Annotated in this window: 24 protein-coding genes and 1 pseudogene; 12 read left to right on the plus strand and 13 right to left on the minus strand. The window is 70.8% G+C overall.

Going from position 1 to position 22880, the window contains the following annotated elements:
• Nucleotides 1-51 precede the first annotated feature (51 nt).
• The gene (locus ACWEH3_RS19190) at nt 52-1284 is read right to left on the minus strand and encodes a cytochrome P450 family protein (RefSeq protein WP_450021922.1); all 1233 of its coding nucleotides are present in this window, start codon (nt 1282-1284) and stop codon (nt 52-54) included.
• 166 nt (nt 1285-1450) lie between these two features.
• On the opposite strand from ACWEH3_RS19190, the gene ACWEH3_RS19195 reads away from it, so the two are divergent.
• Nucleotides 1451-2677, plus strand: a complete 1227-nt coding sequence (locus ACWEH3_RS19195) for an MFS transporter (RefSeq protein ID WP_450021920.1) — start codon at nt 1451-1453, stop codon at nt 2675-2677.
• Nucleotides 2678-2682: 5 nt separating this feature from the next.
• On the opposite strand, the gene ACWEH3_RS19200 is transcribed toward ACWEH3_RS19195, so the two are convergent.
• On the minus strand, nt 2683-2838 hold the full coding sequence (locus ACWEH3_RS19200) for a hypothetical protein (RefSeq protein WP_450021919.1): 156 nt from the start codon (nt 2836-2838) through the stop codon (nt 2683-2685).
• Nucleotides 2839-2858: 20 nt separating this feature from the next.
• On the opposite strand from ACWEH3_RS19200, the gene ACWEH3_RS19205 reads away from it, so the two are divergent.
• A complete protein-coding gene (locus tag ACWEH3_RS19205; RefSeq protein WP_450021918.1) occupies nt 2859-3398 on the plus strand; it encodes a GNAT family N-acetyltransferase in 540 nt (179 codons plus the stop codon).
• A gap of 7 nt (nt 3399-3405) precedes the next feature.
• Here the strand turns inward: ACWEH3_RS19205 and ACWEH3_RS19210 are convergent, their stop codons facing one another.
• From ACWEH3_RS19210 to zapE, 3 genes are all read right to left on the minus strand, one after another.
• Entirely contained in the window at nt 3406-4158 is a 753-nt protein-coding gene (locus tag ACWEH3_RS19210) for an alpha/beta fold hydrolase (protein ID WP_450021917.1), read from the minus strand.
• A gap of 68 nt (nt 4159-4226) precedes the next feature.
• Nucleotides 4227-5009 carry a tyrosine-protein phosphatase gene (locus ACWEH3_RS19215; protein WP_450021915.1) on the minus strand — a complete coding sequence of 261 codons (783 nt, stop codon included), beginning with the start codon at nt 5007-5009 and terminating at the stop codon, nt 4227-4229.
• 75 nt (nt 5010-5084) lie between these two features.
• Nucleotides 5085-6101, minus strand: a complete 1017-nt coding sequence (gene zapE / locus ACWEH3_RS19220; protein ID WP_450021913.1) for a cell division protein ZapE — start codon at nt 6099-6101, stop codon at nt 5085-5087.
• A gap of 17 nt (nt 6102-6118) precedes the next feature.
• Between zapE and ACWEH3_RS19225 the strand changes: the two genes are divergently transcribed.
• Genes ACWEH3_RS19225 through msrB form a run of 4 tightly spaced genes read left to right on the plus strand, consistent with a single transcriptional unit; the run spans nt 6119 to nt 10343 of the window.
• Entirely contained in the window at nt 6119-6898 is a 780-nt protein-coding gene (locus ACWEH3_RS19225; RefSeq protein WP_450021911.1) for a pyrimidine reductase family protein, read from the plus strand.
• Between the two features lie 31 nt (nt 6899-6929).
• Nucleotides 6930-8486 carry an alpha/beta hydrolase gene (locus ACWEH3_RS19230; RefSeq protein WP_450021909.1) on the plus strand — a complete coding sequence of 519 codons (1557 nt, stop codon included), beginning with the start codon at nt 6930-6932 and terminating at the stop codon, nt 8484-8486.
• A gap of 7 nt (nt 8487-8493) precedes the next feature.
• Nucleotides 8494-9903, plus strand: a complete 1410-nt coding sequence (locus tag ACWEH3_RS19235) for a glycosyltransferase family 87 protein (RefSeq protein ID WP_450021907.1) — start codon at nt 8494-8496, stop codon at nt 9901-9903.
• Nucleotides 9900-10343: a peptide-methionine (R)-S-oxide reductase MsrB gene (gene msrB / locus ACWEH3_RS19240; RefSeq protein ID WP_450021905.1), complete on the plus strand. Its 444-nt coding sequence runs from the start codon at nt 9900-9902 to the stop codon at nt 10341-10343. The genes ACWEH3_RS19235 and msrB overlap by 4 nt, the downstream gene beginning before the upstream one ends.
• Before the next feature lie 97 nt (nt 10344-10440).
• On the opposite strand, the gene hemQ is transcribed toward msrB, so the two are convergent.
• From hemQ to hemE, 5 genes are all read right to left on the minus strand, one after another.
• Nucleotides 10441-11136, minus strand: a complete 696-nt coding sequence (gene hemQ, locus ACWEH3_RS19245) for a hydrogen peroxide-dependent heme synthase (RefSeq protein ID WP_355070401.1) — start codon at nt 11134-11136, stop codon at nt 10441-10443.
• A gap of 4 nt (nt 11137-11140) precedes the next feature.
• Nucleotides 11141-11443, minus strand: a complete 303-nt coding sequence (locus tag ACWEH3_RS19250; protein WP_450021902.1) for a hypothetical protein — start codon at nt 11441-11443, stop codon at nt 11141-11143.
• Nucleotides 11406-11828 carry an FAD-binding oxidoreductase gene (locus ACWEH3_RS19255; RefSeq protein WP_450021986.1) on the minus strand — a complete coding sequence of 141 codons (423 nt, stop codon included), beginning with the start codon at nt 11826-11828 and terminating at the stop codon, nt 11406-11408. Before ACWEH3_RS19255 ends, ACWEH3_RS19250 begins: the two co-directional genes overlap by 38 nt.
• A gap of 24 nt (nt 11829-11852) precedes the next feature.
• The gene (locus tag ACWEH3_RS19260; RefSeq protein WP_452358362.1) at nt 11853-13214 is read right to left on the minus strand and encodes a protoporphyrinogen oxidase; all 1362 of its coding nucleotides are present in this window, start codon (nt 13212-13214) and stop codon (nt 11853-11855) included.
• 323 nt (nt 13215-13537) lie between these two features.
• The gene (gene hemE, locus ACWEH3_RS19265; RefSeq protein WP_450026772.1) at nt 13538-14593 is read right to left on the minus strand and encodes a uroporphyrinogen decarboxylase; all 1056 of its coding nucleotides are present in this window, start codon (nt 14591-14593) and stop codon (nt 13538-13540) included.
• A gap of 132 nt (nt 14594-14725) precedes the next feature.
• Here hemE and ACWEH3_RS19270 point away from each other — a divergent pair, with 132 nt between their 5' ends.
• Together ACWEH3_RS19270 and ACWEH3_RS19275 are read left to right on the plus strand one after the other, a co-directional pair.
• A complete protein-coding gene (locus ACWEH3_RS19270; protein WP_450026770.1) occupies nt 14726-15364 on the plus strand; it encodes a DUF3000 domain-containing protein in 639 nt (212 codons plus the stop codon).
• Between the two features lie 137 nt (nt 15365-15501).
• Nucleotides 15502-16740 (plus strand): HRDC domain-containing protein, encoded by a 1239-nt coding sequence (locus tag ACWEH3_RS19275; RefSeq protein ID WP_452358363.1) that lies wholly within the window; start codon nt 15502-15504, stop codon nt 16738-16740.
• 34 nt (nt 16741-16774) lie between these two features.
• Here the strand turns inward: ACWEH3_RS19275 and dxs are convergent, their stop codons facing one another.
• The gene (dxs, locus tag ACWEH3_RS19280) at nt 16775-18670 is read right to left on the minus strand and encodes a 1-deoxy-D-xylulose-5-phosphate synthase (RefSeq protein ID WP_450026593.1); all 1896 of its coding nucleotides are present in this window, start codon (nt 18668-18670) and stop codon (nt 16775-16777) included.
• A 190-nt stretch (nt 18671-18860) separates the two neighbouring features.
• On the opposite strand from dxs, the pseudogene ACWEH3_RS19285 reads away from it, so the two are divergent.
• From ACWEH3_RS19285 to ACWEH3_RS19295, 3 genes and pseudogenes are all read left to right on the plus strand, one after another.
• A pseudogene (locus tag ACWEH3_RS19285) lies at nt 18861-19427 on the plus strand (glutaminase); the annotation flags it as partial.
• Nucleotides 19428-19709: 282 nt separating this feature from the next.
• Nucleotides 19710-20078: a Crp/Fnr family transcriptional regulator gene (locus ACWEH3_RS19290; protein WP_450026599.1), complete on the plus strand. Its 369-nt coding sequence runs from the start codon at nt 19710-19712 to the stop codon at nt 20076-20078.
• Between the two features lie 53 nt (nt 20079-20131).
• On the plus strand, nt 20132-20806 hold the full coding sequence (locus ACWEH3_RS19295) for an SIMPL domain-containing protein (RefSeq protein ID WP_450026595.1): 675 nt from the start codon (nt 20132-20134) through the stop codon (nt 20804-20806).
• A gap of 98 nt (nt 20807-20904) precedes the next feature.
• Here the strand turns inward: ACWEH3_RS19295 and ACWEH3_RS19300 are convergent, their stop codons facing one another.
• Nucleotides 20905-21204, minus strand: a complete 300-nt coding sequence (locus ACWEH3_RS19300; protein WP_356961586.1) for a DUF1330 domain-containing protein — start codon at nt 21202-21204, stop codon at nt 20905-20907.
• Between the two features lie 122 nt (nt 21205-21326).
• Here ACWEH3_RS19300 and ACWEH3_RS19305 point away from each other — a divergent pair, with 122 nt between their 5' ends.
• Complete coding sequence (locus ACWEH3_RS19305; protein ID WP_450026597.1) at nt 21327-22130, plus strand: enoyl-CoA hydratase; 804 nt, start codon at nt 21327-21329, stop codon at nt 22128-22130.
• 4 nt (nt 22131-22134) lie between these two features.
• On the opposite strand, the gene ACWEH3_RS19310 is transcribed toward ACWEH3_RS19305, so the two are convergent.
• Nucleotides 22135-22880: class I SAM-dependent RNA methyltransferase (locus ACWEH3_RS19310; protein WP_452358364.1), on the minus strand; the 746-nt coding region annotated here is incomplete at its 5' end.

Below are 22880 nucleotides of genomic sequence, written 5' to 3' on the forward strand. Positions count from 1 at the left end.
AGATTACGTCGCCAGCGGCGCACAGCAAAGTCGGTCGACCGAATCCGCTCTTCAGCGCACTACGGGCGTACCCACCGGAACCACAGGAAGCTCGAGCAGCCCACGGATCAGAATGCTCTCCCGCCACCGCAGGTCCGCGTCGTCGGCGGCGGGCCGCAACTGCGGATAGCGCCGCACCAGCCGGGTCAGCGCGATGCGGGCCTCCAGCCTGGCCAGCGCCGCTCCGAGGCAGTAGTGGATGCCGTGGCCGAAGGCCAGGTGCCCGTTCGTGCCGCGGTCCGGGTCGAACGCCGCGGGCGAGGCGAAGTGCCGTTCGTCACGGTTGGCCGACGCCACCGAGACCAGCACCAGCTCCCCTTCCGGGATGACGCCGCCGGCCAGGTGAACCGGCGCGGTGGTGTAACGCAGGGTCGCCACGTTGACCGGGCCGTTGTGGCGCAGCGTTTCCTCCACCAGCGGTGTGACGCCCGCCGGGTCGTCGCGCAGGGCCAGATAGCGGCCGGGGTCGGCGAGCAGTTCCAGCACGGAGTTGCCGATCAGGTTCACCGTGGTCTCGTGGCCCGCGACCAGGATCAGGAAGGCCATGGAGATCAGCTCGTCGTGACTGAGCCGGTCCCCTTCCTCGGTGGCGAGCAGCAGCTGTGAGATCAGATCCTCACCCAAGCCCTCCGCGCGCCGCCGGGCGACCAGGTCGTCGAAGTAGTCGACGATGGCGTCGGTCGCGGCACGAATGCCCTCCGGCGTGGACATGGGTGTGTCGACCACGGCCGCCGACCACTCCCGGAAACGCGCGCGGTCCTCGACCGGCACGCCGAGCAGTTCGCAGATCACCGTGATCGGCAGCGGGAACGCGTACTCCGCGAGAAGGTCGACCGGACCGGCGCCCGTCGAACGATCGATCGCGTCGAGCAGATCGTCCGCGATCGCCACGATCCGCGGTGCGAGGGCCTCCATCCGCGCGGGTGCGAACGCCGGTGTGACGAGTTTGCGCAGCCGCGAGTGCCGCGGCGGGTCGGAATTGAGCAGATGCAGGCTCAGGCGCGGGTTGACCGCCGTGACGCCGCTGCCACCCGCGGCCGATTGCCGCGCCTGGGCGCCCCTCGGAGCGTGCGGGTCCTTGTGGACGTCGGGATGGCGCAGCACCTCCTTGGCGGCGTCGTAGTCGACCACCAGCCAGGCGCGCACACCGGTGCGCAACCGGACCTGATGCACCGGCCCTTCGGCGCGCAACTGCTGGTAGAAGGCATGCGGCGTGCGGAAGAAATCCGCGGGCAGCTCTCTCATCCGATCGGTTCCCCTGATTCGCGAGTATCGTTGCGGCCCTTCGATGGTGACACCGATCACGGATCTCGGCCAGGCCGCGCGACCGGACCATCCTGTGATCAGCGTTGCCCGTCGTCGCGGCCCGGCCCGGCGCGCGTCGCCGTCAGGGTCCGGCTACCCTGCGCCAATGAGTTCGATCGCGCCCGTCCTGCGGCGTGCCCGGATCGCGAACTCGTTCGCGTTCGGCGCACAGGGCTTCTTCCTCGCCGTCGTGCTGACCGAGTTGCCGCAGCAGAAGGAGCGTTTCGGGCTGTCGGACGGCGTGATCGCCGTCTCGGTGGTGCTGATCTCGTTGCTGGCGGGCGGCGGCAGCGTCCTCGCGGAGCGGCTGGCGCTGCGCTGGTCCAGCCGCGCGGCGGTGCGGATCGGGCTGCTGCTCGTGGCCGTCACCGGGTCGGCGGCGGCGTTCGCGCCGAACACGCCGCTGCTGGTGGCCGCACTCGGCTGCTACGGGATCGCGGTCGGCATCGTCGACGCGAGCACGAACATGCAGGCCGTGTTCATCCAGCACGGCTACGGGACGTTCATCCTGTCGTCGTTCTACGCCGCGTGGAGCGCCGGAACGATAGCCGGGGCATTGTTCGTATCCGGTTGCGAGGCGCTGGAGGTGACGCTGCGCGAATCGCTGCTCGCGGCCGCCGCGATCGTGCTGCTGCTCGGCTGGGCGCTCGGACGAGGACTGCTCGGCGTGCGGGACGCGGAGACGAGTCCCATCGAGACCGCCGCGTCCGGCCCCACCGTCGCGCTGCGCGCGTATGCCGGGTTCGGGATCGCGATGGCGTTCGTCTTCGCGGTCGACCTCGCGGTGGGCAACTGGTCGGCTTTGTACCTGACCGACGACCTGCTCGCCGGTTCGGCGACGGCGGCGCTCGCCTTCGCCGCGTATCAAGGCACGTCGTTGGTCTCCCGGATCGCCGGGGATTCGCTGGTGCGCCGTTTCGGTCCGCGCCCTGTGGTGCGGGCCGCCGCGGGCACGGGAGTCCTCGGTCTGGCTCTCGTGGTGGCCGCGCCGAGTCCGGCGGTCGCGATCGCCGGCTTCCTCGTCGCGGGCGCCGGCCTGCCCGTGATCGCGCCGCTGTGCTTCAGCGCGGCCGGGCAACTCGCGACCGGACGGGAGCTCGACGCACTGATCGCGCGTCTCAACCTGTTCAACTACGCGGGGACACTGCTCGGCGGCGGTGTGGTCGGCGCGGTCGCGGCGAGCGTCGGGCACCGCGTGGGATTCGTGATCCCACTGCTGTTCGCCGTGGCCCTGATCGGGCTCTCCCGCGTCTTCCGCTCCGATCGGGTCGCGAGCGCGCCTGGTTCGCGGACGCTGGACCAGCCCACCGAACTCGGACCTGCCACCGGGTAGTGCGATCAGCGGTGCAGCGGACCTTCCGGCGAATGCGCCAGGAAGAAGTCCCACATGATCCGGTCGGCGCCGATCGACGTGGTGGTGGCGCCGACAAGAGGCGCGGGCGACACCGCGGAAGGGTTGCCTGGCCAGGTGTGCCCGCCGCCGTCGACGAGCATCCGTATGCTCTGATGTAGCCATGCGCAACCTCCCCGTCATCGTCGACCGGGCCGGGCTGTGGGACGCGGAAGCGCTCAGTGATGTTGCCGCCGCGACTTTTCCACTGGCGTGCCCGCCCGAGGCGACGCCCGACGACATCGCGGTGTTCGTCGGCGAGGTCCTGTCGGGCGAACGGTTCGGCGAATATCTGAGCGATCCGGCCCGGATCGTGCTCAAGGCTGTCGCGGAGGACGACATCGTCGGTTACGCGATGGTGGTCACGGGCGGCCCGGCGGACCCTGCGGTGGCCGAGCCGGTCGGGCCGCACCCGATGGTGGAGATCAGCAAGATGTACGTGCTGCCCGGCCGGCACGGCACCGGGGTGTCCACCGCGCTGATGAACGCCGCGCTGGACTGGGCGCGCGCCGAGGGATATCCGGGCGTCTGGCTGGGCGTCAACCAGGAGAACGTCCGCGCTCGGCGCTTCTACGCCAAACACGGTTTCACCGAGGCCGGCACCAGGACGTTCACCGTCGGCACCCAGGTGCATCACGACTACGTGCTGCGGCTGGTCTTCTGATCCCGCCTCAGCGCAGGAAATCGACGAGTGCGGTGTGGAACGCGGGGTTCAGCACCGCCATCAGGTGATCGCCGGGCACCACGGCCAGTTCACCGTTCGGCAGGGCGTCGGCGAGTCGCTCCGGTTCGGCGGCGAAGGGGTCGTCCTCGCCCGCCAGCACCAGCGCGGGCACGGTGATGTCCGCCAGCGTCTCGATGGGACGATCGTCCAGACCCGTCGCCACCGCGTGGATGGCTTGCACGTCGGCCTGTACCGCGTCGGCGAGCACCCGGAACATCTTCGCGGTCGGCGACGCGTCCGCGCCGTCTCCGGTCATCGCGGCCTGCAGATCCGGCAGGTCGATCACGCGGCGATCGACACCACCGCAGTCCAGCACACCCGACCCGATGCCGCCGACGGCCAGCCGCCGCACCCGCCGGTCGGTCGCGGCCACCATCAGCGAGATCACCCCGCCCATCGAGTACCCGACCTGCGCGACCTCCTCGAATTCGAGTTCGTCGTAGAGGGCGCGTACGTCACGCGCCATCGCCTGCCACGAGTACCGCGCCACGTCGTGCGGCTTGCCGGAACGGCCGTGACCGCGCGCGTCCAGGGACACCACGGTGTGCCCGGCGGACTGCAGTGCGGCGACCACACCGGTGCTCATCCAGTTCGCGTTGGTATCCGCGACCACTCCGTGCTGCAGCACGACCGGGATGCCCTCGCCCTCCCACACCCGGTAATTGAGTTCCAGGCCGTCCCATGTCTCAAACTTCGCCATGCCGGGATCGTAGTGCACCGCACGCCACCGAAACTGCCGAAGCGGACGTATCGGGCCGAGTGCCGCGCTCAGCCCAGCAGTCGGTCCCGCAAGGCCGCGATATCGGCGCCGGTGAGTCCCAGGCCGTCCCGGACATAGTCGTCGAAACTTCCGTAGGTTCGATCCACCTGGTCGAAGGCGGCGTCGAGCCAGGCGCCCTGAACGCCGTTGAGCGGGTCTTTTTCGCTCGCGTTGCGGAATCGGTTGGACAGCAGATAGTCCTCGGTGACCGTGGCACGATCGACGCCGAGCAGCGTGAGCAGCACGGCCGCCGTCCAGCCGGTGCGGTCCTTGCCCGCGGTGCAGTGGAACAACACCGCGCCGTCGGCGCCGATGAGATCGCGCAGCACCGAAGCGAACGCCTCGTTCGCGCCGGGCGCGGTGATGAACGCGCGATACAGGCCGTCGCCTCCGGTGAGCGTGGTGGCGATGACCTCCGGTGGAGCCTGACCGATCACGTCGGCCCAGTGCGCCGTCGCGCCCGCGGGCAGCCGGTCCGGACCGAGCGCGCGCTCGTAGACCGTGCGCAGGTCGTGCACGGAGCGCACGCGGCGGCCGGTCAGCGCGGCCAGATCCTCCGGCGTCGCGTTGTTCAGCTGCCCGGTCCGATACACCAGACCGGTGCGCACGATCCGGCCGTCGGTGGTGCGATACCCGCCGATGTCCCGCGCGTTCTGCACCCCTTGCAGGTGCAGGGAGGGATCGGCGACGACGGCCGCAGGCGGGTCGGCCTGCGCGATGACGGCTACCGGCCCGAAGGCGACCGCCAGGCCGGCCGCCATCGCGACCGGGGCGCGGAAACGAGTGGCCATTCGGCTGCTCCAATCATCGGGTCTGTGGGATCTGCCCACGTTCTCTCGCCGACCGCCGAGGCCGGGCGCGCAGCGCTAGGCCGCCACCTCGAACCGCGACAGCGCGAGCAAGCGGGAGATGGCGCGCAGGTACTTCTTGCGGTAGCCGCCCTCCAGCATCTCGGCGGAAAAGATTTCGTCCAGTTTCGCGCCGGACACCGTCACCGGCACGCTCGCGTCGTAGAGCCGGTCGGCCAGCACCACGATGCGCAGCGCCACGGCCTGATCGGTGACCGGATGCACACCGGAGACGAACACCGACGACACCCCGGAGATCAGCGCGCCGTACTTCGACGGATGCAGGGTGCTGAGGTGCTTCAGCAGCGCATCGAACTCGTCGAGCGTGGAACCCGGTGTCCTCGCCGCCCGTTCGGCCAGGACCGCGGCGGCGGTGGGCTCCGGCGCGGGCGGCAGATCGCGGTGGCGGTAGTCCGGCCCGTCCACGCGTACCGCCTCGAAGATGGCGCCCAGCTTCTTGATCTCGCGCATGAAATCCTGTGCGGCGAAACGGCCTTCACCGAGCTGCCCCGGCAAGGTGTTCGACGTGGCCGCGATCGAGACACCGGCCGCGGACAGTTCGGTCAGCAGGCGCGAGACCAGCATCGTGTCGCCGGGATCGTCGAGCTCGAATTCGTCGATGCACAGCACGCTGTTGCCCGAGAGCCGCTCGAGGGCATTGGCGAAGCCGAGCGCGCCGACCAGATTGGTCAGCTCGCCGAACGTACCGAACGACTTGGGCGCGGGCGAGCTGTGGAAGATCGAGGCCAGCAGGTGGGTCTTGCCGACGCCGAATCCGCCGTCCAGGTACAAGCCGGCACCGCTGACCTGCTTCTTCTTACCGAAGAGGCTCTTTTTGCCCGCGGCCTTGCTGATCTTGGCGACCTGCCCGGCGAACTCCTCGGCCTTGCCGACCGCGGCCGCCTGGCTCGGTTCCTTCGGATCGGGAATGTAGGAGGCGAAGCTCACCTCGTCGAACATGGGCGGCGGCACCATTTGGGCGACGAGCTGATCGGCCGGGACCTCCGGGTGACGATCGACGAGGCGTTCTTGCATGGACGAAGCCTAAAGACGTGGTGAGATCTGATTTCATGCAGCGTAGCCAGAATGCGATCCAGCTCACAGGACTCGGCCCGGACGACCTCGCGCAGATGTACGCCTTCCCCGCCGCGCTCGACGCGCCTTGGGTCCGCGCCAATTTCGTCTCCAGCATCGACGGCGCCGCCACCAGCGGCAACCTGACCGAAGGGCTGGGCACCCCGGCCGACCGAACGGTGTTCATGTTGCTGCGCGAACTGGCGGAGGTGATCGTGGTCGGCGCGGGCACGGCGCGCGCGGAGAACTACGGCGGGGCGCGCACCGACCCGGCGCGCCGCCGCGCGTTCCACGAGCGCGGCATCGGCGGGCATCCCGACGGCGCGCCGCCGCCGATCGCGGTCGTCACGGCGAGCGCGGCGATCGACCCCGGCGCGCGCCTGCTCACCGATACCCAGGTGCCGCCGCTGATCATCACGACGTCCACCGCGCCCGCCGACCGCAAGCAGCGGCTGGCGGACGCGGGCGCCGAGGTGATCGAAGCGGGTGGCATCGCGGTGACGCCCAGCGGCTTGCTGCGGGTGCTCGCCGAGCGCGGACTGCTGCGGGTGCTCACCGAAGGCGGCCCGCATCTGTTCGGCGAACTGCTGGAGGCGGATGTGGTCGACGAGCTGTGCCTGACCACCGCGCCGCTGCTGGTCGGCGGCGCGGCGCGGCGAATCTCGCTGTCGGCGCACGAATTCCGCGTGCGCATGACGCGCGCGCACGTGTTGCTGGACGACGACGGCACCATGCTCACCCGGTGGGCCCGTCGATGAAAGAACCGGCCGAACCTGGCAGGCTGTAGCAATGCGCTGGACTCGGGCCGCCGTGCTTGCCGCCACCCTGTCGATCGTGACCGCCGGTTGCGGCGCGGGACCGTCGGATCGTCCCGGTGTCGCGGTGCAGCGCCCGCCGGTCGCGGGCACCGCGACCACCTCCGCCGCGCCCGCTCCTCCGCCCAAGGCCGAGCTGCCCAGAACCGACCTCAGCTGGCGCGAGTGCACCCAGCCGACCTTGGATCAGTTCGGACTCGGCCCCGCGCCCGCCGGGTTGGTGCTCGACTGCGCCGAGTACGCCACCCCGATCGACTCGACGGGCACGGTGCTGGGCAGTTTCCGCGCGGCCGCGTTGCGGGCCAGGCTGGCGCAGACCCCGGCCGACGCGCCGCCGCTGGTGCTCACCTCGGGCTCGGATCGCTCCTCCTCCGCCACCCTGGCCGGGTTGGCCGCGGGCCCCGCCTCCGCGCTGCTGGCCGCCCGCCCGATCGTCGCGGTGGACCGGCGCGGCATCGGCGGCTCGCAGCCGATCGATTGCCTGCCCACGGAGATCCGCCGTGGCCTGGCCGACAACGCTCAGTCCGGTCCCGGCGCAGGCGACCCGGTGGCGCGCATGACGAAGTTGAGCCAGGACGGCACCATCGCCTGCCGCGACTTCCTGCAGCCCTACGAAGGCACCTTCGACGCGCCGCACGCCGCCGACGACATCGAGCAGTTGCGCAGGCAATGGCAGGTGGACCACATCGCGCTAATGGGCACGGGCAACGGCGCGAAGGTCGCGCTCAGCTACGCCCGCAAGTACGGCGATCACGTCGCCCGGCTGGTGCTCGACTCCCCGGAACCGGTCGGCACCGACGCCGTGACCCGCGCCGAACAGGCGGTGCAGGGCGCCGAGGCGGCGCTGACGGCCTTCGCGCAGCGCTGCGTCGGCGTCGGCTGCTCGCTCGGGGCCGATCCGCGCGCCGTGGTCACCGATCTGGTGAACCGTGCCGCGGGCAGCGAACTCGGCGACATCTCGGCGAACGCGTTGCTGACCGCGGTGTCGGGCTTCCTCGGCAGCCCGCGCGCCGACCAGGCCACTCGGGTCACCGAACTGTCCGACACGCTGGCCGCGGCCGGACGCGGCGACCGCGGGCCGCTGAGCAACCTGATCAGGCAGGAGGCAGCTGCCACCGCGAGCGACGGCCAGTTCGTCAACCGCTGCACCGACACACAGCTGCCGCCGACGCCAGCCAAGGCGAACGAACTCGCGGGCTCATGGGCGGGCAAGTATCCGGTTTTCGGCAAAGCGGCGGCCATCGGCCTGATGGAGTGCGCTGCCTGGCCGGTGTCGACCGCGCCTCCGCTGCCCGAAAAGCTGGGTATTCCGGTGTTCGTGCTGGGCGGGGTGGCCGATCCGGTGGTCGGTAACGGCGGTCAGTCCTCGGTGACCGGCGCGATAGGCGCGGCGGGCGCTCGGCACGCGGCGCTGTCCTGGCAGGGCTTCGGGCATCCGGTGTCCACGCATTCCGGCTGCGCGCAGCGGGCGGTGCTCGACTATCTGAAGGACGGCAAACTTCCCGCGGATGGCACCGCCTGCCCGGCGTAGCCCGGGCATGCGGAGCCGTTCGAGCGGCGCGTCCGACAGGTCCGGCCAACCGCCGGTAACCCATCCGGTGTACCGTGCCCCAGTGTTCCTTCGACAGCTCGAGCCCAGGACCGCTCGCACCACCGCCGAGGTGATCAAGTTCGCGCTCTGGCCCCTGGCGGTCATGACCGTGCTGAACCGGGTTTTCATCAAGGCTGTCAACGGCTTCATCACCGACGACTACAGGCCTGTCTACCAGGCGTCGTTCGACTTCCTGAACGGGCGGCCGGTCTACACCGCGAATTTCGACTCGGTGGACCCGCACTACCTGTACCCGCCCAGCGGCACCCTGCTGATCGCGCCGATCGCCGCCATCGACTACGAGAAGTCGCGCTGGCTGTTCATCGCCCTCAACGCGATCGCGATTCTCATCGCCTGGTACCTGTTGCTGCGGCTGTTCCGGTACACCCTGAATTCGGTCGCCGCGCCCGCGCTGCTGCTGGCGATGTTCTCCTCCGAGACCGTGATCAACACGCTGGTGTTCACCAACGTCAACGGCTGCGTGCTGCTGGCGGAACTGATCTTCATCCACCTGCTGCTGAAGCGGCGCGACCTCTGGGCGGGCGCCGCGCTCGGATTGAGTATCGCGGTCAAACCGACCCTGGCTCCGTTGCTGTTGATCGCGCTCGCGCGCGGGCAGTGGAAAGTGTTCGTGACGGCGCTCGGCGTGCCGCTGGCACTGACCGCGATCGCCTGGCCGCTGGTGAAGGATCCGGAGAAGTTCATCACCCGCACCGCGCCCTACCTCTTCGAATCCCGCGACTACTTCAACAGCGCCATCGTCGGCAACGGCGAGTACTACGGACTGCCGCCGTGGCTGACCTGGGGCATGCGCGTGGCGCTCGGCGTGCTCGTGCTGATCTCGCTGTGGCTGCTGTACCGCTACTACCGCGAGGACGAACTGTTCTTCGTCTGCACCTCCTCCGGCGTGCTGCTGACGGCCTCGTTCCTGCTCAGCTCGCTGGGGCAGATGTACTACTCGATGATGCTGTTCCCCTTCCTGATGACCGTCGTGCTGCGCAACTCGGTGCTGCGCAACTGGCCAGCCTGGCTGGCGATCTTCGGGTTCATGAGCTACGACAAGTGGCTATCGGACCGCTGGCAGCACATCGGCCGCAACCTGGAGTACCTGCGCATCACCTTCGGCTGGGGCCTGCTGCTCATCGTCGTGTTCTGCGTGCTCGGCGACCGCTATCTGGCCGCGCGGCGGGCAGGCAGGCTGCCGTTCGGCATCGATCCCGCGTGGATGAGTTCCGCCCCGGACCCGCGCGGCGAACAGCCGCAGCCGCCGGTCGCCGCGGCTCTCCCGGCGGAAACCCACAGGCCACAAAACGGTTCGGCCCCCGCGGAGCAGAATCGTATTAGCGTGGAGCCATGAGTTCCGAAGCCGACACGTCCCTGCCCGCGCCGCGGATCCAGCTCTCGCCGCAGGAATGGCGGTCGAAGCTGAACCCCGAGGAGTACTCGGTGCTGCGCGAGGCGGCTACCGAGCGGCCGTTCACCGGCGAGTACACCGACACCAAAACCGAAGGCATCTACGTGTGCCGGGCCTGCGGCACCGAGCTGTTCCGCAGCACCGAGAAGTTCGACTCGCACTGCGGCTGGCCGTCCTTCTTCGATCCGGCCGCGTCCGACGCGGTGATTCTCCGGTCGGACGACTCGCTCGGCATGCATCGGGTCGAAGTGCTGTGCGCGAACTGCCACAGCCACCTCGGCCACGTGTTCGAGGGCGAGGGGTACAACACGCCCACCGACAAGCGCTACTGCATCAACTCCATCGCCCTGCGACTGCACCCCTCGGACAGCGCAGCGGAGTAACCAGCCCGACGCTCACGGGCAGCGTACGAAGCCCCGGCGCTCGGCGCATGCCCCGAAAACTTCGGGCAAGCGTTTGCCTGCACCGGGGCAGGGAGCGTCAGGGCAGAGCGGCGATCAGCTGCTCGATCTCCACGCGGGGGCCGGTGAAGAACGGGATCTCTTCGCGCACGTGCCGCCGGGCGTCGGTGGCCCGCAGGTCACGCATCAGATCGACGATCCGGTGCAATTCGGGCGCCTCGAAGGCCAGGATCCACTCGTAGTCGCCGAGCGCGAACGAACTGACGGTGTTCGCCCGCACGTCCGGGTAGCCGCGCGCGGCCTTGCCGTGTTCGGCCAGCATCCGGCGGCGCTCCTCGTCGGGCAGCAGGTACCACTCGTAGGACCGGACGAACGGGTACACGCAGATGTAGGCGCCCGCCTCCTCGCCGGCCAGGAAGGCCGGGATGTGGCTCTTGTTGAACTCGGCGGGGCGGTGCAGCGCCGCGTTGCTCCAGACCGGCGCACTGGCCCGTCCCAGCTCGGTGGTGCGGCGGAAGTCGGCGTACGCGGCTTGCAGGTCCTCGACGCGTTCGGCGTGGGTCCAGATCATGAAATCGGCGTCGGCGCGCATCCCGGCCACGTCGTAGATGCCGCGGACCACGACGTCGCGGTCGGCCAGGCCGTCGAAGAACGCCTTGGCCTCCTTGGTCGCCGCGTCCCGGTCCTCGCCCAGCACTCCGGGCTGCACCTGGAAGACCGAGAACATCAGGTAGCGGATGGTGGAGTTGAGAGCCTGATAGTCGAGTCGCGCCATAGCACTATCGTGCCACTCGCTCTGGAGCGCCCGCGTCGCCGGGCGTGAACTGCTCGATGTGCACGCGGGCGTCCGGGATACCGAGGGCGCGCAACTGGCGTTGCATGTCGCCCAGGGACCCGGATGGACCGCAGGCGTATACGTCGGCGTCCTCGGGCACGTTCAGCACCGAGAGATCGGCCCGGCCGCGCCGGGCGCCGGGAGTCGGTTCCTCGTACCAGATCTCGACCTCGGCCTGTTCGAGCCGGGCAGTGAGTCCCAGGAGCCGATCACGCAGCGGATGGGTACGGCGGCGCACGGTCGGCATGCACGACCAGCGTGCGACGGCCCGGGACGTGGGCGGCGAGATAATCCAGAACGCCGATCGTCGGGGTCACACCGATGCCGGCGGAAATCAGCACCAGCGGTGTCTCCGCCGCGGTATCGAGGACGACGTCACCCAACGGAAGGGTGATCTGCAGTGGGTCACCCGGTCGTAGCTGCTCGTGCAGCCAGGAGGACACCTCGCCCGCGGGACAGCCGCCGGCCGCCTCGAGTCGCTCGACAGCGAACGACAGCGCGCCGTCGTGCGGCTTGCCCACCGGGCTGTACCGACGCAACTGGCGCGCACCGTCGAGAAACCGCACGCCGACCGAAACGTACTGTCCCGGAGCGAATCCCGGTAGCTGCGCAGCCGGGTCGGCGGACTCGATGGTGAAGACCGCGACGCCCGACGGTCAGCGTACGGTGCCCGCACCAATCTCCGCCGCGATGCGCTGTGCGGCGGCCGCGCCGGAGGCGACGCACGCGGGTACGCCGACGCCGTGCAGATACGCGCCCGCCACCGCCAGCCCGTCCAGCGCCGCGACCTCGGCTTCGACGGCCGCGATGCGGGCCGGATGGCCGGGCGCGTACTGGGCGAGGCCACCCGGCCAGCGCTGTACGACGGCCTCGACCGGCTCGATCGCGACCCCGGTGACGGTAGCCAGGTCCGCGGTGGCGGCGGCGACGAGTTCGGCGTCGGGCCAGGACAGCGGGGAGTCGTCGCCGAACTTGCCGAAAGAGACACGGACGAGCGCCGTTTCACGTTGTGCGAGATGTGTCCATTTGCGGCTGGACAGGGTGAAGGCTTTGGCCCGCAGCGGCTCTCCGGTGGCCACCAGGATGCCGGAGTTCTGTGGCAGGGCGGTCTCGCGGGGCAGCGCCAGCGCGACCACCGCCGACGAGGAGAGTTCGACACCGGCCAGTTCCGCGGCGGCGGCCGGGGCGACGGCGGTCAGCAGTCGCGCGGTCACCGGCGCCGGGGTGGCGAGCACCACCGCGTCGACGGCGCCGATCGGGTCGACCACCCAACCGCGCAGCCCTCTGGCCAGACGCGTGCCCGGCGTCGCGGTGACGAACCGCGCCCCGGAACGTTCGGCGAGCGCCTCGAGCAGGACCCGGTAGCCGTCCCGGATGCCACCGAAGACCGGCGCGTTCGAGGGCGGCGGCAGGGCGGCGCCGACGGCGGCGGTGAGACTGGGCGCGCCGTCGTCCAGCGCGGCGGCGAGCGTGGGCAGCGCGGCGCGGACACCGATGGAGCGGGAGCTGCCCGCGTACACACCGCCGAGCAGCGGGTCCACGCTGCGCTCGGCGACCTGCGCGCCGAAGCGGTCGGCGATCAGTCGGTAGACGTCGGTGTCGGAGCCGGGCTCCCAGTCCAGCGGCCGGTCGGGTTCTGCGGCGATGCGTGCCAGCGTCTCGGCGTCGACCAGCCCGCGCATCGACTCCGCGTTCGCAGGGACACCCATCAAGGTGCCCTCCGGCAGCGGGTGCGCGGTGCCTGCGGACCACACCAACGGCCGCAGACCCGCCGGGGTCACCAGCTGCGACTCGAGCCCGAGTTCCCGCAGCAGGGCGGGTACCTCCGGCCGTCGCCCGACGAACGCCTCCGCGCCGAGATCCAGTGGCTCCCCGCCCAGTTCGCCCGTGTAGAGGATGCCGCCGACCCGTTCGGCGCGATCGAGCACGAGTACGTCGGCATCCGGCCCGAGCGACATCCGCAATCGATACGCGGCCACCAGCCCGCTGATCCCACCGCCGACCACCGCGATACGCATGCCTCGACCGTATCGCGTACCGCGACGGCGGCCGTCCAACGGTAGGCGCCCGGATGACTCGGAACACACTGTGTCCACGATGCCCGCGGCGATGACGGATACGGTTGCCGGTCGGACTCGACTCGGCAGATGGGAGCCTGAACCGCCTCGGCCGCTCGCGGATGGATGCCGGGCGGCGGCGCGTGGTACGCGGGTCGGCCTGGCGGCCGGGTACGCCGACACGGGCGCCGCGACGACAGCGGGCGGATCCTGACTCAGCCTCTCGACGCAGCCGCCGCACCGCGGCGCTCGCTGCCGTGGCGGCCTACCCGCGTTCGCCCGCGCTACAGCTCGTGGACGAGTTCCACCAAAGCGGTCAGCACGCCCGGATCGGTGTCCGGCAGCACCCCGTGGCCCAGGTTGAAGATGTGCCCGGCGGCGCCGAGCGTGATCGCCTCGTCCGCTTCGCGCGCGATCCGCCGGGCCTGCTCCTCGATCGCTTGCGGTCCGGCGAACAGCACGGCGGGATCGAGGTTGCCCTGCAACGCTTTTCCGGGCCCGACGCGGCGGACGGCCTCGGTGAGCGGTACCCGCCAATCGACGCCGACCACGTCGGCGCCCGCCTCGCTCATGGCGCCGAGCAGCTCGCCGGTCCCCACACCGAAGTGGATGCGCGGCACGCCCGCCTCGGCGATCTCGGCGAACACCCGCTCCGAATGCGGGAGCACGAAATTGCGGTAGTCGGCCAGTGAGAGGGCGCCCGCCCAGGAGTCGAACAATTGCACCGCGTCGACGCCCGCCGCCAACTGCGCCTGCAGGAACGCGATGGTGATGTCGGTGAGCACGCCCAGCAGCTCGTGCCAGGTCCGCGGATCGGCGTACATCATCGCCTTGGTGCGCTCGTGGTTCTTGCTCGGACCGCCCTCGACCAGGTAGGAGGCGAGGGTGAACGGCGCGCCCGCGAACCCGATCAGCGGCGTCTCCCCCAGTGCGTCGACCAGCAGGCGCACGCCGTCGGTCACCGCCCCGACCTCCTCGGGGCGCAGCCGGGGCAGCCCGCGCACGTCGCCGACCGTCCGCACCGGCGCGGCGACCACCGGCCCCACGCCCGGCACGATGTCCAGGTCGATCCCCGCCGCCTTCAGCGGAACGACGATGTCGGAGAACAGGATCGCGGCGTCGACGCCGTGCCTGCGAATCGGCTGCAAGGTGATCTCGCACACCAGCTCGGGATCGAAGCAGGATTCGAGCATCCCGATGCCCGCCCGCACCTCGCGGTACTCGGGCAGCGAGCGTCCGGCCTGGCGCATGAACCACACCGGACGCCTGCTGGGCGTCGCGCCGGTAGCGGCGGCCAGGAACGGGGCATCGGTCAACCGGCGGCGGGTATGAGTGCTCATCACGGCTATCGTATGCGGGCCCGGCGGGAGGGGCGGACGCGGAGGCGGCAGCGATGACCGCACGGACGCCGCATGGCCCGTAGCGGCGCGCCTCCGACTGCGCCGGGTGCACAAGGTCTACCGTCAGCATTCGTGACACCGCTCGACTTCCGCGACGGCGCCGCACCGACCGAAGGACCTCATGGCGAGCCAGCTCAGTTTCGCGCCGCGGTCGAGGCGATGGGCACCGCTACCGTGCACCCTCGGATCGAGCTCGCGCCCATCCGGCCCCCGCAACGACTCGCACCGTTCTCCTACGCCATCGGCGCGGAGGTCGCTCATCCGGAAACCCCTGTCGTACCGGCCGATTCCGAAGGCGACGCGTTCGGCAGGCTGATCCTGCTGCACGATCCGGACGGCGACGACACCTGGCACGGCACCTTGCGTCTGGTCGCCTACATCCAGGCCGACATCGACGCCGCGCTCGCCACCGATCCTTTGCTGCCCGAGGTGGCGTGGAGCTGGCTGGTGGACGCGCTGGAGACGCGCACCGAGCCGTTCACCGCGCTCGGCGGCACGGTGACCTCGACCAGCTCGGTGCGCTACGGGGACATCGCCGGCCCGCCGCGCGCCCATCAGCTGGAGATACGCGCGTCGTGGACGCCGGTCACCACCGATATGCGCCCGCATCTGGAGGCTTTCTGCGAGGTGCTGGCCTACGCGGCGGGGTTGCCGCCGGCCGGGGTGACCCAGCTGCAGATCCGGCCCGGCCTGTCCGGCGATCACCCCTGAGCACGCCTGTCGGCGTGCCGTGACCTGCACCGGAGTCTCCTCGCCCGGGGTGCGGGGCACATCGCGCCGATTCGCCGACACACTTATGCGCCGATAGGACGGCGGCGCCGTGGCGTCGGCACGTAAAGTTCAACACCATGTCCGTACCAGACGAATCCGAACCCTCGGCCGCGACGCCGCTGCTCGCGCCGGTGGCGGGCGTGCCACCGGTACTGGACACCGCCGCCGAGATCAGCGCAGCCGCCGCCCGGCTGGTCGCGGGCACCGGCCCGCTGGCCGTGGACGCCGAGCGCGCCTCCGGGTTCCGCTATTCGGCGCGCGCGTATCTGATCCAGCTGCGCCGTGCGGGCGCGGGCACGTTCCTCATCGACCCGATCCCGGTCACCGAAGCCCTCGGCCCGCTGGCCGACGCGATCAACGGGCTGGAGTGGGTCCTGCACTCCGCGGACCAGGATCTTCCCGGCCTGGCCGAACTGGGTCTGCGCCCGGCCCGGCTGTTCGACACCGAACTCGGCGGACGTCTGGCTGGGTTCGAGCGCGTCGGGCTCGCCGCGATGGTGGAGCGGCTGTTGGGCCACGCGCTGCGCAAGGGGCACGGGGCGGCGGACTGGTCCACCCGGCCGCTGCCCGCCGACTGGCTGAACTACGCCGCACTGGACGTGGAACTGCTGCTCGAACTGCGCGACGCCGTGGCCGACGCACTCGATGCGCAGGGCAAAACGGATTGGGCGATACAGGAATTCGAGCACATTCGCACCCTGGAGCCGCCCGCGCCGAAGGCCGAGCGGTGGCGGCGTACCTCGGGCATCCACACCCTGCGCCGCACCAGGCAACTGGCGGTGGTGCGCGAGCTGTGGACCGCGAGGGACGCGCTGGCCCGTGCCCGCGACGTGGCGCCCGCCCGCATCCTCCCGGACGCCGCGATCATCGCCGCGGCGGCCGCGGAACCCAGGTCCATCGCGCAGTTGCGCACCTTGCCGGTGTTCGGCGGTCCGCGCCAGCGCCGGTACTCCCGCGAATGGCTCGCCGCGATCGAGCGCGGCCGTACGTTGCCCGACAGCGACCTCCCGCCGCTCACCCAGCCGTTCGACGGCCCGCCGCCGGTCAACCGCTGGGAGCGCCGCGACCCGGCCGCGGCGGCGCGCCTGACCCGGGCACGAGCCGCCATGGCCGACCTGTCGGCGCAGCACGCGATCCCGGTGGAGAACCTGCTCGCGCCGGATCTGGTTCGCCGCCTGTGCTGGGACGGACTGCCCGACTACGAGGTGGTGGAGCCCTCCGCCGTCGACGGATTCCTGAAGTCCGGCGGCGCCCGGCCGTGGCAGCGGGAACTCGACGTCCCGCGACTGGCCGCGGCGTTGCCGCCGTCGGACTAGCGCCCGCTCCGTCGGCTCGCCCGTGGCTCCTGCGTCAGCGAGCGGCCAGCCACCCGCTGATCCGGCGGGCGATGTCCGGGCCGGTGAGGCCGAGTTCGGCGTGGACCTCACCGCGCGAGGCATGGTCCAGGAACTGTTGCGGCACACCGAGATCGCGGGTCGGGATGTCCAGCCCGGAGTTGCGCAGCCGGGCCGACACCGTGGAACCGATGCCGCCGTGCAGGCCACCGTCTTCCAGCGTGACCACGAGCCGGTAGTTCTCCGCGAGTTTCAGCAGCGCGTCGGAGACCGGCAGCACCCAGCGCGGGTCGATGACGGTGACCGAGACGCCTTCGGAATCCAGCAGATTCGCCGCCTCCAGCGCCGTGCCCGCGAACGAGCCCACCGCGACGAGCAGCACGTCGCCGTGCACCGCCTGCACCGATCCGCCGTCCGGCTCGGCCATCCGCAGCACGTCGATGCCGTCCAGCCGTTCGACCGCGGAGACGTCCTCGGCGACACTGCCTTTCGGGAAACGCAGCGCGGTGGGTCCGTCGCTGACGGCCAGCGCCTCGGCCAGTTCCTCCCGCAGCGTCGCGGCGTCGCGCGGGGCGGCGACCCGGATGCCGGGGATGATCCCGAGGACCGACAGATCCCACATGCCGTTGTGGCTGGCGCCGTCGGAGCCGGTGATGCCCGCGCGGTCCAGTACCACGGTGACCGGCTGCTTCAGCAGCGCCACGTCCATCAGCAGCTGGTCGAAGGCGCGATTGAGGAAGGTCGAGTAGATCGCCACCACCGGGTGCATGCCGCCGAGCGCGAGGCCCGCGGCGGAGGCCATGGCGTGCTGTTCGGCGATGCCGACGTCGAACATGCGGTCCGGGAAGCGCTCCCCGAACGCCGCCAGTCCGGTCGGGCCCGGCATCGCCGCGGTGATGGCGACGATGTCGGCGCGGCGCTCGGCGTGCGCGATCAACTCCTCGGAGAACACCGAGGTCCATCCGCGCGCCTTCGGACCCCCGACCGGGACGCCGGTGAGCGGGTCGATGGGATCGCAGGCGTGCATCTGGTCGGCGACATGGTTCTCGGCGGGCGCGTAGCCGCGGCCCTTCTGCGTCACCGCGTGCACCACGACGGGGCCGCCGAAGTCCTTGGCCCGGCGCAGCGCGGCCTCGAGCGCGCCGACGTCGTGGCCGTCCACCGGCCCGACGTACTTCAGGCCGAGGTCGCTGAACAGTTCCTGGGGGCTGACCGCGTCCTTGATGCCCGCCTTCACCGCGTGCACCATCGAGTACGCCGATTCGCCCACCCTGGGGATGCTCTTGAGGATGCGCTTGCCCGCGTCCAGGGCGTGCTCGTAGGCGGGCTGGGTGCGCAGCGCGGTCAGCCGCTCGGCCAGACCGCCGATGGTGGGCGCGTAGGAGCGGCCGTTGTCGTTCACCACGACGACCACCGGACGGTCGGATGCGGCGATGTTGTTCAGCGCCTCCCAGCACATGCCGCCGGTGAGCGCGCCGTCGCCGACGATCGCGACCACGTGCCGGTCCTGCCCGCTCAGCGCGAACGCCTTCGCCAGGCCGTCCGCGTAGGACAGCGCCGCCGAGGCGTGCGAGGACTCCACCCAGTCGTGCGCGCTCTCGGCCCGGCTCGGGTAGCCGGACAGGCCGCCCTGTTTGCGCAGCGAGTCGAACTGGTCTTTGCGCCCGGTCAGGATCTTGTGCACATAGGCCTGGTGGCCGGTGTCGAAGATCAACGGGTCGGCCGGCGAGTCGAAGATCCGGTGCAGGGCGATGGTGAGTTCGACCACACCGAGGTTCGGGCCGAGGTGCCCGCCGGTCGCGGCGACTTTGCGCACCAGGAACTCGCGGACCTCCTCCGCCAGCTCGCGCACCTGCGGCACGGTCAGCCGGCGCAGATCATCGGGCGTGTCGACCCGGGAAAGCACTCCCACCTGAACTAGCTCCCTCCGGATAGCGCATCTGATCCGATCAGTCTACGGAGCGGCGGCCGGTGCTCCCGCACGAGAACGGTCACACCAACCGACATGGCGTCGAAATGTGAGCCTCGACATACGGTACCCGGCCTAGAGTGGCAGGGTGGCCCGGCCCGAGCAAGTGGTCTCGCGGAGAATCGAACCCGGCGTGGTGGCACGGATCGTCGACGACGTCCACCGGCGTTGCCGGGACGACCGCTCCGGAACACTGGCGGACTACATCCCGGAACTCGCCGCGGTGCAACCGGATTCGTTCGCCATCTGCCTGGCCACCGCCGACGGCCGGATCTACGGCGCGGGCGATGTCCGGACCGGGTTCACCATCCAGTCCATCTCCAAGCCGTTCACCTACGCCCTCGCGCTGGCCGACCGGGGGCCGGACGCGGTCGCCGAGCGCATCGACGTCGAGCCATCCGGTGAGCCGTTCAACGAGATCAGCCTGGACCCGGTGACCGCGCGGCCGCGCAACCCGATGATCAACGCGGGCGCGATCACCGCCGCCTCGCTGATCGACGGCCGCGACCCCGCCGACCGCTTCGAGCGGATCCGGCGCTGCTACTCGAGCTTCGCCGGGCGCGAGCTCACCGTGAACGAGGCGGTCTACGCCTCCGAGGCGCGCACCGGGTACCGCAATCGCGCCATCGGCTACATGCTGCGCTCGTTCGGCATCCTCGACGCCGACCCGGACGAGGCGGTCGATCGCTATTTCCGCCAGATCGATGACCTGCGACTCGAGCAGTTGTCGGCGGGTGTCCGAGTGGCGCTGGTCGATCCCGACGCGCGACTGCGCTCGCCGGATTCCGGCATCGATCCGGACGATCCGAGGGGGCCGGTGTTCATCGATCGCGACACCGCTACCGAGTGGTGCGAGAACATCGTGCTCGCGAATCATCGCCCCGCCGGCGAGGCCGCCCGCGCGTCGTTCGGCATCGAGAGTCACCCGGCGTTGGCCGGCCTCGCCGCCGACGAGCGATCCCGCCTGGTGGAGCAGTTCCGGGTGCGCACGTTCGCGCGCGGGGCGGTGATCGCCGAACGCGGCAGCGCGCGCTCGGGTCTCTACCTGATCCTCGAGGGCCGCGTGCGCCTGACGGTCGAAGGCACCGACGGACGCACGCACCGGCTGCTCAGCCTGTCGGCCGGGATGTCGTTCGGGGAGATTCCGATGCTGGTCGGAACACCGTTCGGGAACGAGGTACTGGCGGAGACCGAGGTGTGCGTCGCGGTGCTTACCCCCGAACGGTTCGATCGGCTCACCCGGCAAGCGCCCGGGCTGAAGCTCGCGCTGCTCGAACAGCTGGCCGCCGAAGCCTTCACGCAGATCGACGCGGCGGTGCGGGCGATCGCGGCCCGCGGCGGCGACTACTGAAGCGGGCACGATGGTGCGGTACGGATCGACAGCGATCGACGAGGAGAGCTCAGTTGGGCACGAACACCGATTCGCACGCGGGCACTGTCACCACCTACGGACACGGCACCGCCGGCGCCGTCCCCGATCTGATGCGGGTGACGGTCTCCGTCGAATCGCGCGCGAGCAAGGTCGCGCTCGCCTACAGCCGGGCCGGTGAGCGCGTGGCCGCGGTCGCGCGGTCGCTGCGCTCCGACGGGGTCGACGGCGCGGACATCGCCACCAGCGGACTGTCGGTACAGACCGAGACGGTGTGGACCGAGGGACAGGGCAACCGCATCACGGGATACCTCGCGAGCACATCGCTGACGGTCGCGTTGCGCGATATCGGCGAGCAGGCCGATCCCGGCCCGGGCACGATCATCGCCAACTGCGTCGAGGCGGGCGGTGACGACGTCCGCCTCGGTGGTCTGGTCCTCACCTTCGCCGACCTGGAATCCCTGCTCACCCGCGCCCGCGACGCCGCGTGGGACAACGCCCTCGCCAAGGGCGAGCAGTACGCCCGGCGGGCGCGGCGCTCCCTCGGCGACGTCGTGGAGATCACCGAGGACACCGCCGCGGCGCCTCCGGTTCCGCGCGCACAGGCGATGGCCGCTCCGATGGAGGCCTACCGTGCCGTCGCCATCCCGGTCGAGCTGGGCGAGAGCGAGATCTCCGCGGACCTCCGCGTCACTTGGCAGCTGGACTGACGGCGTCCGGCCCTGGTGCTCCCCCGGATCGGTCCGCGAGGAATTCCACCCGGTTGTGGACGTGATGGATCATGGTTCCATCGTGCCCGAATGCCGGTTCACGACCCGTGACCGAGACCTCGCACCAGCAGGGTGACCGTGTCCGCTCCGGCGTGCCGATCCTTCGAGATCTCCTGATACTCCGGCGATTCGGCCCAGGCGCGGAAGGACGGCTCGTCCGGGAAGGAGATCAGCACCACCTTCTCGCGATCGGTGACGCCCTCGATGGTCTGCGGGGACTCGTCTGCGGCCAGCAGCGTCCCGGAGTAGCGGACGAAGACGTCGAGGAAGCGCGCCTGGTAGCGATCGTAGGCGGCGCGGTCGGTGAACTTCAGTTGCGCGATTGCGTACACGGTCATGGCGGTGACTCTAATTGTGCGGTCCGGCGACCCGACCCGGATCCGGCGGGCGCCGAGCGCGATTCACCGCTGCGCCGCGCCCGGCGTGCCTATATTGAGGTTGTCACCGCTCAGGAGGTCGCATGTCGTTCGTGCTCATCGACAAACCACGGCCCCATATCGCCCTGGTGACGCTCAATCGGCCCGAACGGATGAACGCGATGGCGTTCGACGTGATGATCCCGCTGCGCGAGGCGCTGGAGGGTGTGCGCGCCGACAACGACGTGCGGGTCGTCGTGCTGACCGGGGCGGGACACGGTTTCTGCTCGGGAGCCGACCTGACCGGCGCGGGAAAGGTGCCGAACGTCGACGGGCTGACCGTCACCAGTGTCGCGCGCCGGTCGATGGATCTGCTCAACGACGTGCTGATCACGCTGCGGCGGATGCACCAGCCGGTGATCGCGGCGGTCAACGGCGCGGCCATCGGCGGCGGGCTGTGCCTGGCCGTCGGCACCGACATCCGGATCGCCGCCGAGGACGCGTACTTCCGCGCCGCGGGCATCAACAACGGCCTCACCTCCGCCGAACTGGGCCTCAGCTATCTGCTGCCCCGCGCGGTCGGCGCGTCGAGGGCGTTCGAGATCATGTTGTCCGGCCGCGACGTCGACGCGACCGAAGCCGAGCGAATCGGCCTGGTATCCCGCACGGTTCCGGCGGCGAAACTGCTGGACACCTGCTATGACCTCGCCGAGCGCATCATCGGCTTCAGCCGGGTGGGCACCGAGCTCACCAAGCGCATGTTGTGGAGCGGCATGGAGGCGGGCGGATTCGAATCGCACATGCAGCACGAGGGCACGGCCCAGCTGTACGTCCGCCTCACCACCGGCAATTTCGACGAAGCGATCCGCGCCCGTAAGGACCGCAGGCCCCCGGTCTACGAGGACTGACCGCTCAGCGCTCCAACAGCGCGAGGCTTTCCACGTGGTGCGTCGCGGGGAAGGCGTCGAAGGCGCGCAGATCGGCGAGCCGGTAGCCCGCCGCCTGATACAGGCCGAGATCGCGGGCGAACGCGGCGGGATCGCAGCCTACGTGGATGATCCGCGCCGGCCCGCTGGCGGTGACCGCGCCGACCACCTCTTTGCCCGCCCCCGCGCGCGGCGGATCGAGCACGACGACGTCCGGGGCGGCCGCACCGACGTGCTCGAGCACCCAGCGCTCCACCCGCTGGGCCCGCAGTTCCACCCAGGGCAGGTCGCGTAACGCGGCGGCGCCGTCCGCGACGGCGGGCCGCGCGGATTCCACCGCGAGCACCACGCCGGTGCGCCCGGCCCGCTCGGCGAGCCGCGCGGCGAACACCCCGGCGCCACTGTAGAGATCCCACGCCCGGCCACCGGGCCCGAGTTCCGACCATTCCGCGATCAGGTCCGAATACCGTTGCGCCGCACCGTGATGCGCTTGCCAGAAGCCCGTCGCCGAGACCTCCCACCGGCGCCCGGCCACGTACTCGACCGCGCGCCCGCTGCCCTCGAACACCCACTCGTCGCGCGTCGCGTGCGCCGCGGCGCGTCGTGCGGATGCCGCGCGCCGGTCGTCGCCGCGAGCGGTCGCCGCCGCGGGCCCCTGTGCGCCGCCCCGATGCCGGCCCGGCGGCCGATCGCGGCGGCCCCCGCCGCCGCCCCCCCCCCCCTCCGCCCCCC

Source organism: Nocardia sp. NPDC004718, from assembly GCF_053601535.1.

Excerpts from the sequence above, each read along its gene's own strand:
- ACWEH3_RS19190 (WP_450021922.1), bottom strand. The coding sequence starts at position 1,284 with ATGAGAGAGCTGCCCGCGGATTTCTTCCGCACGCCGCATGCCTTCTAC.
- ACWEH3_RS19195 (WP_450021920.1), top strand. The coding sequence starts at position 1,451 with ATGAGTTCGATCGCGCCCGTCCTGCGGCGTGCCCGGATCGCGAACTCG.
- ACWEH3_RS19200 (WP_450021919.1), bottom strand. The coding sequence starts at position 2,838 with ATGCTCGTCGACGGCGGCGGGCACACCTGGCCAGGCAACCCTTCCGCG.
- ACWEH3_RS19205 (WP_450021918.1), top strand. The coding sequence starts at position 2,859 with ATGCGCAACCTCCCCGTCATCGTCGACCGGGCCGGGCTGTGGGACGCG.
- ACWEH3_RS19210 (WP_450021917.1), bottom strand. The coding sequence starts at position 4,158 with ATGGCGAAGTTTGAGACATGGGACGGCCTGGAACTCAATTACCGGGTG.
- ACWEH3_RS19215 (WP_450021915.1), bottom strand. The coding sequence starts at position 5,009 with ATGGCCACTCGTTTCCGCGCCCCGGTCGCGATGGCGGCCGGCCTGGCG.
- zapE (WP_450021913.1), bottom strand. The coding sequence starts at position 6,101 with ATGCAAGAACGCCTCGTCGATCGTCACCCGGAGGTCCCGGCCGATCAG.
- ACWEH3_RS19230 (WP_450021909.1), top strand. The coding sequence starts at position 6,930 with ATGCGCTGGACTCGGGCCGCCGTGCTTGCCGCCACCCTGTCGATCGTG.
- ACWEH3_RS19235 (WP_450021907.1), top strand. The coding sequence starts at position 8,494 with ATGCGGAGCCGTTCGAGCGGCGCGTCCGACAGGTCCGGCCAACCGCCG.
- msrB (WP_450021905.1), top strand. The coding sequence starts at position 9,900 with ATGAGTTCCGAAGCCGACACGTCCCTGCCCGCGCCGCGGATCCAGCTC.
- hemQ (WP_355070401.1), bottom strand. The coding sequence starts at position 11,136 with ATGGCGCGACTCGACTATCAGGCTCTCAACTCCACCATCCGCTACCTG.
- ACWEH3_RS19250 (WP_450021902.1), bottom strand. The coding sequence starts at position 11,443 with ATGCCGACCGTGCGCCGCCGTACCCATCCGCTGCGTGATCGGCTCCTG.
- ACWEH3_RS19260 (WP_452358362.1), bottom strand. The coding sequence starts at position 13,214 with ATGCGTATCGCGGTGGTCGGCGGTGGGATCAGCGGGCTGGTGGCCGCG.
- hemE (WP_450026772.1), bottom strand. The coding sequence starts at position 14,593 with ATGAGCACTCATACCCGCCGCCGGTTGACCGATGCCCCGTTCCTGGCC.
- ACWEH3_RS19275 (WP_452358363.1), top strand. The coding sequence starts at position 15,502 with ATGTCCGTACCAGACGAATCCGAACCCTCGGCCGCGACGCCGCTGCTC.
- ACWEH3_RS19300 (WP_356961586.1), bottom strand. The coding sequence starts at position 21,204 with ATGACCGTGTACGCAATCGCGCAACTGAAGTTCACCGACCGCGCCGCC.
- ACWEH3_RS19305 (WP_450026597.1), top strand. The coding sequence starts at position 21,327 with ATGTCGTTCGTGCTCATCGACAAACCACGGCCCCATATCGCCCTGGTG.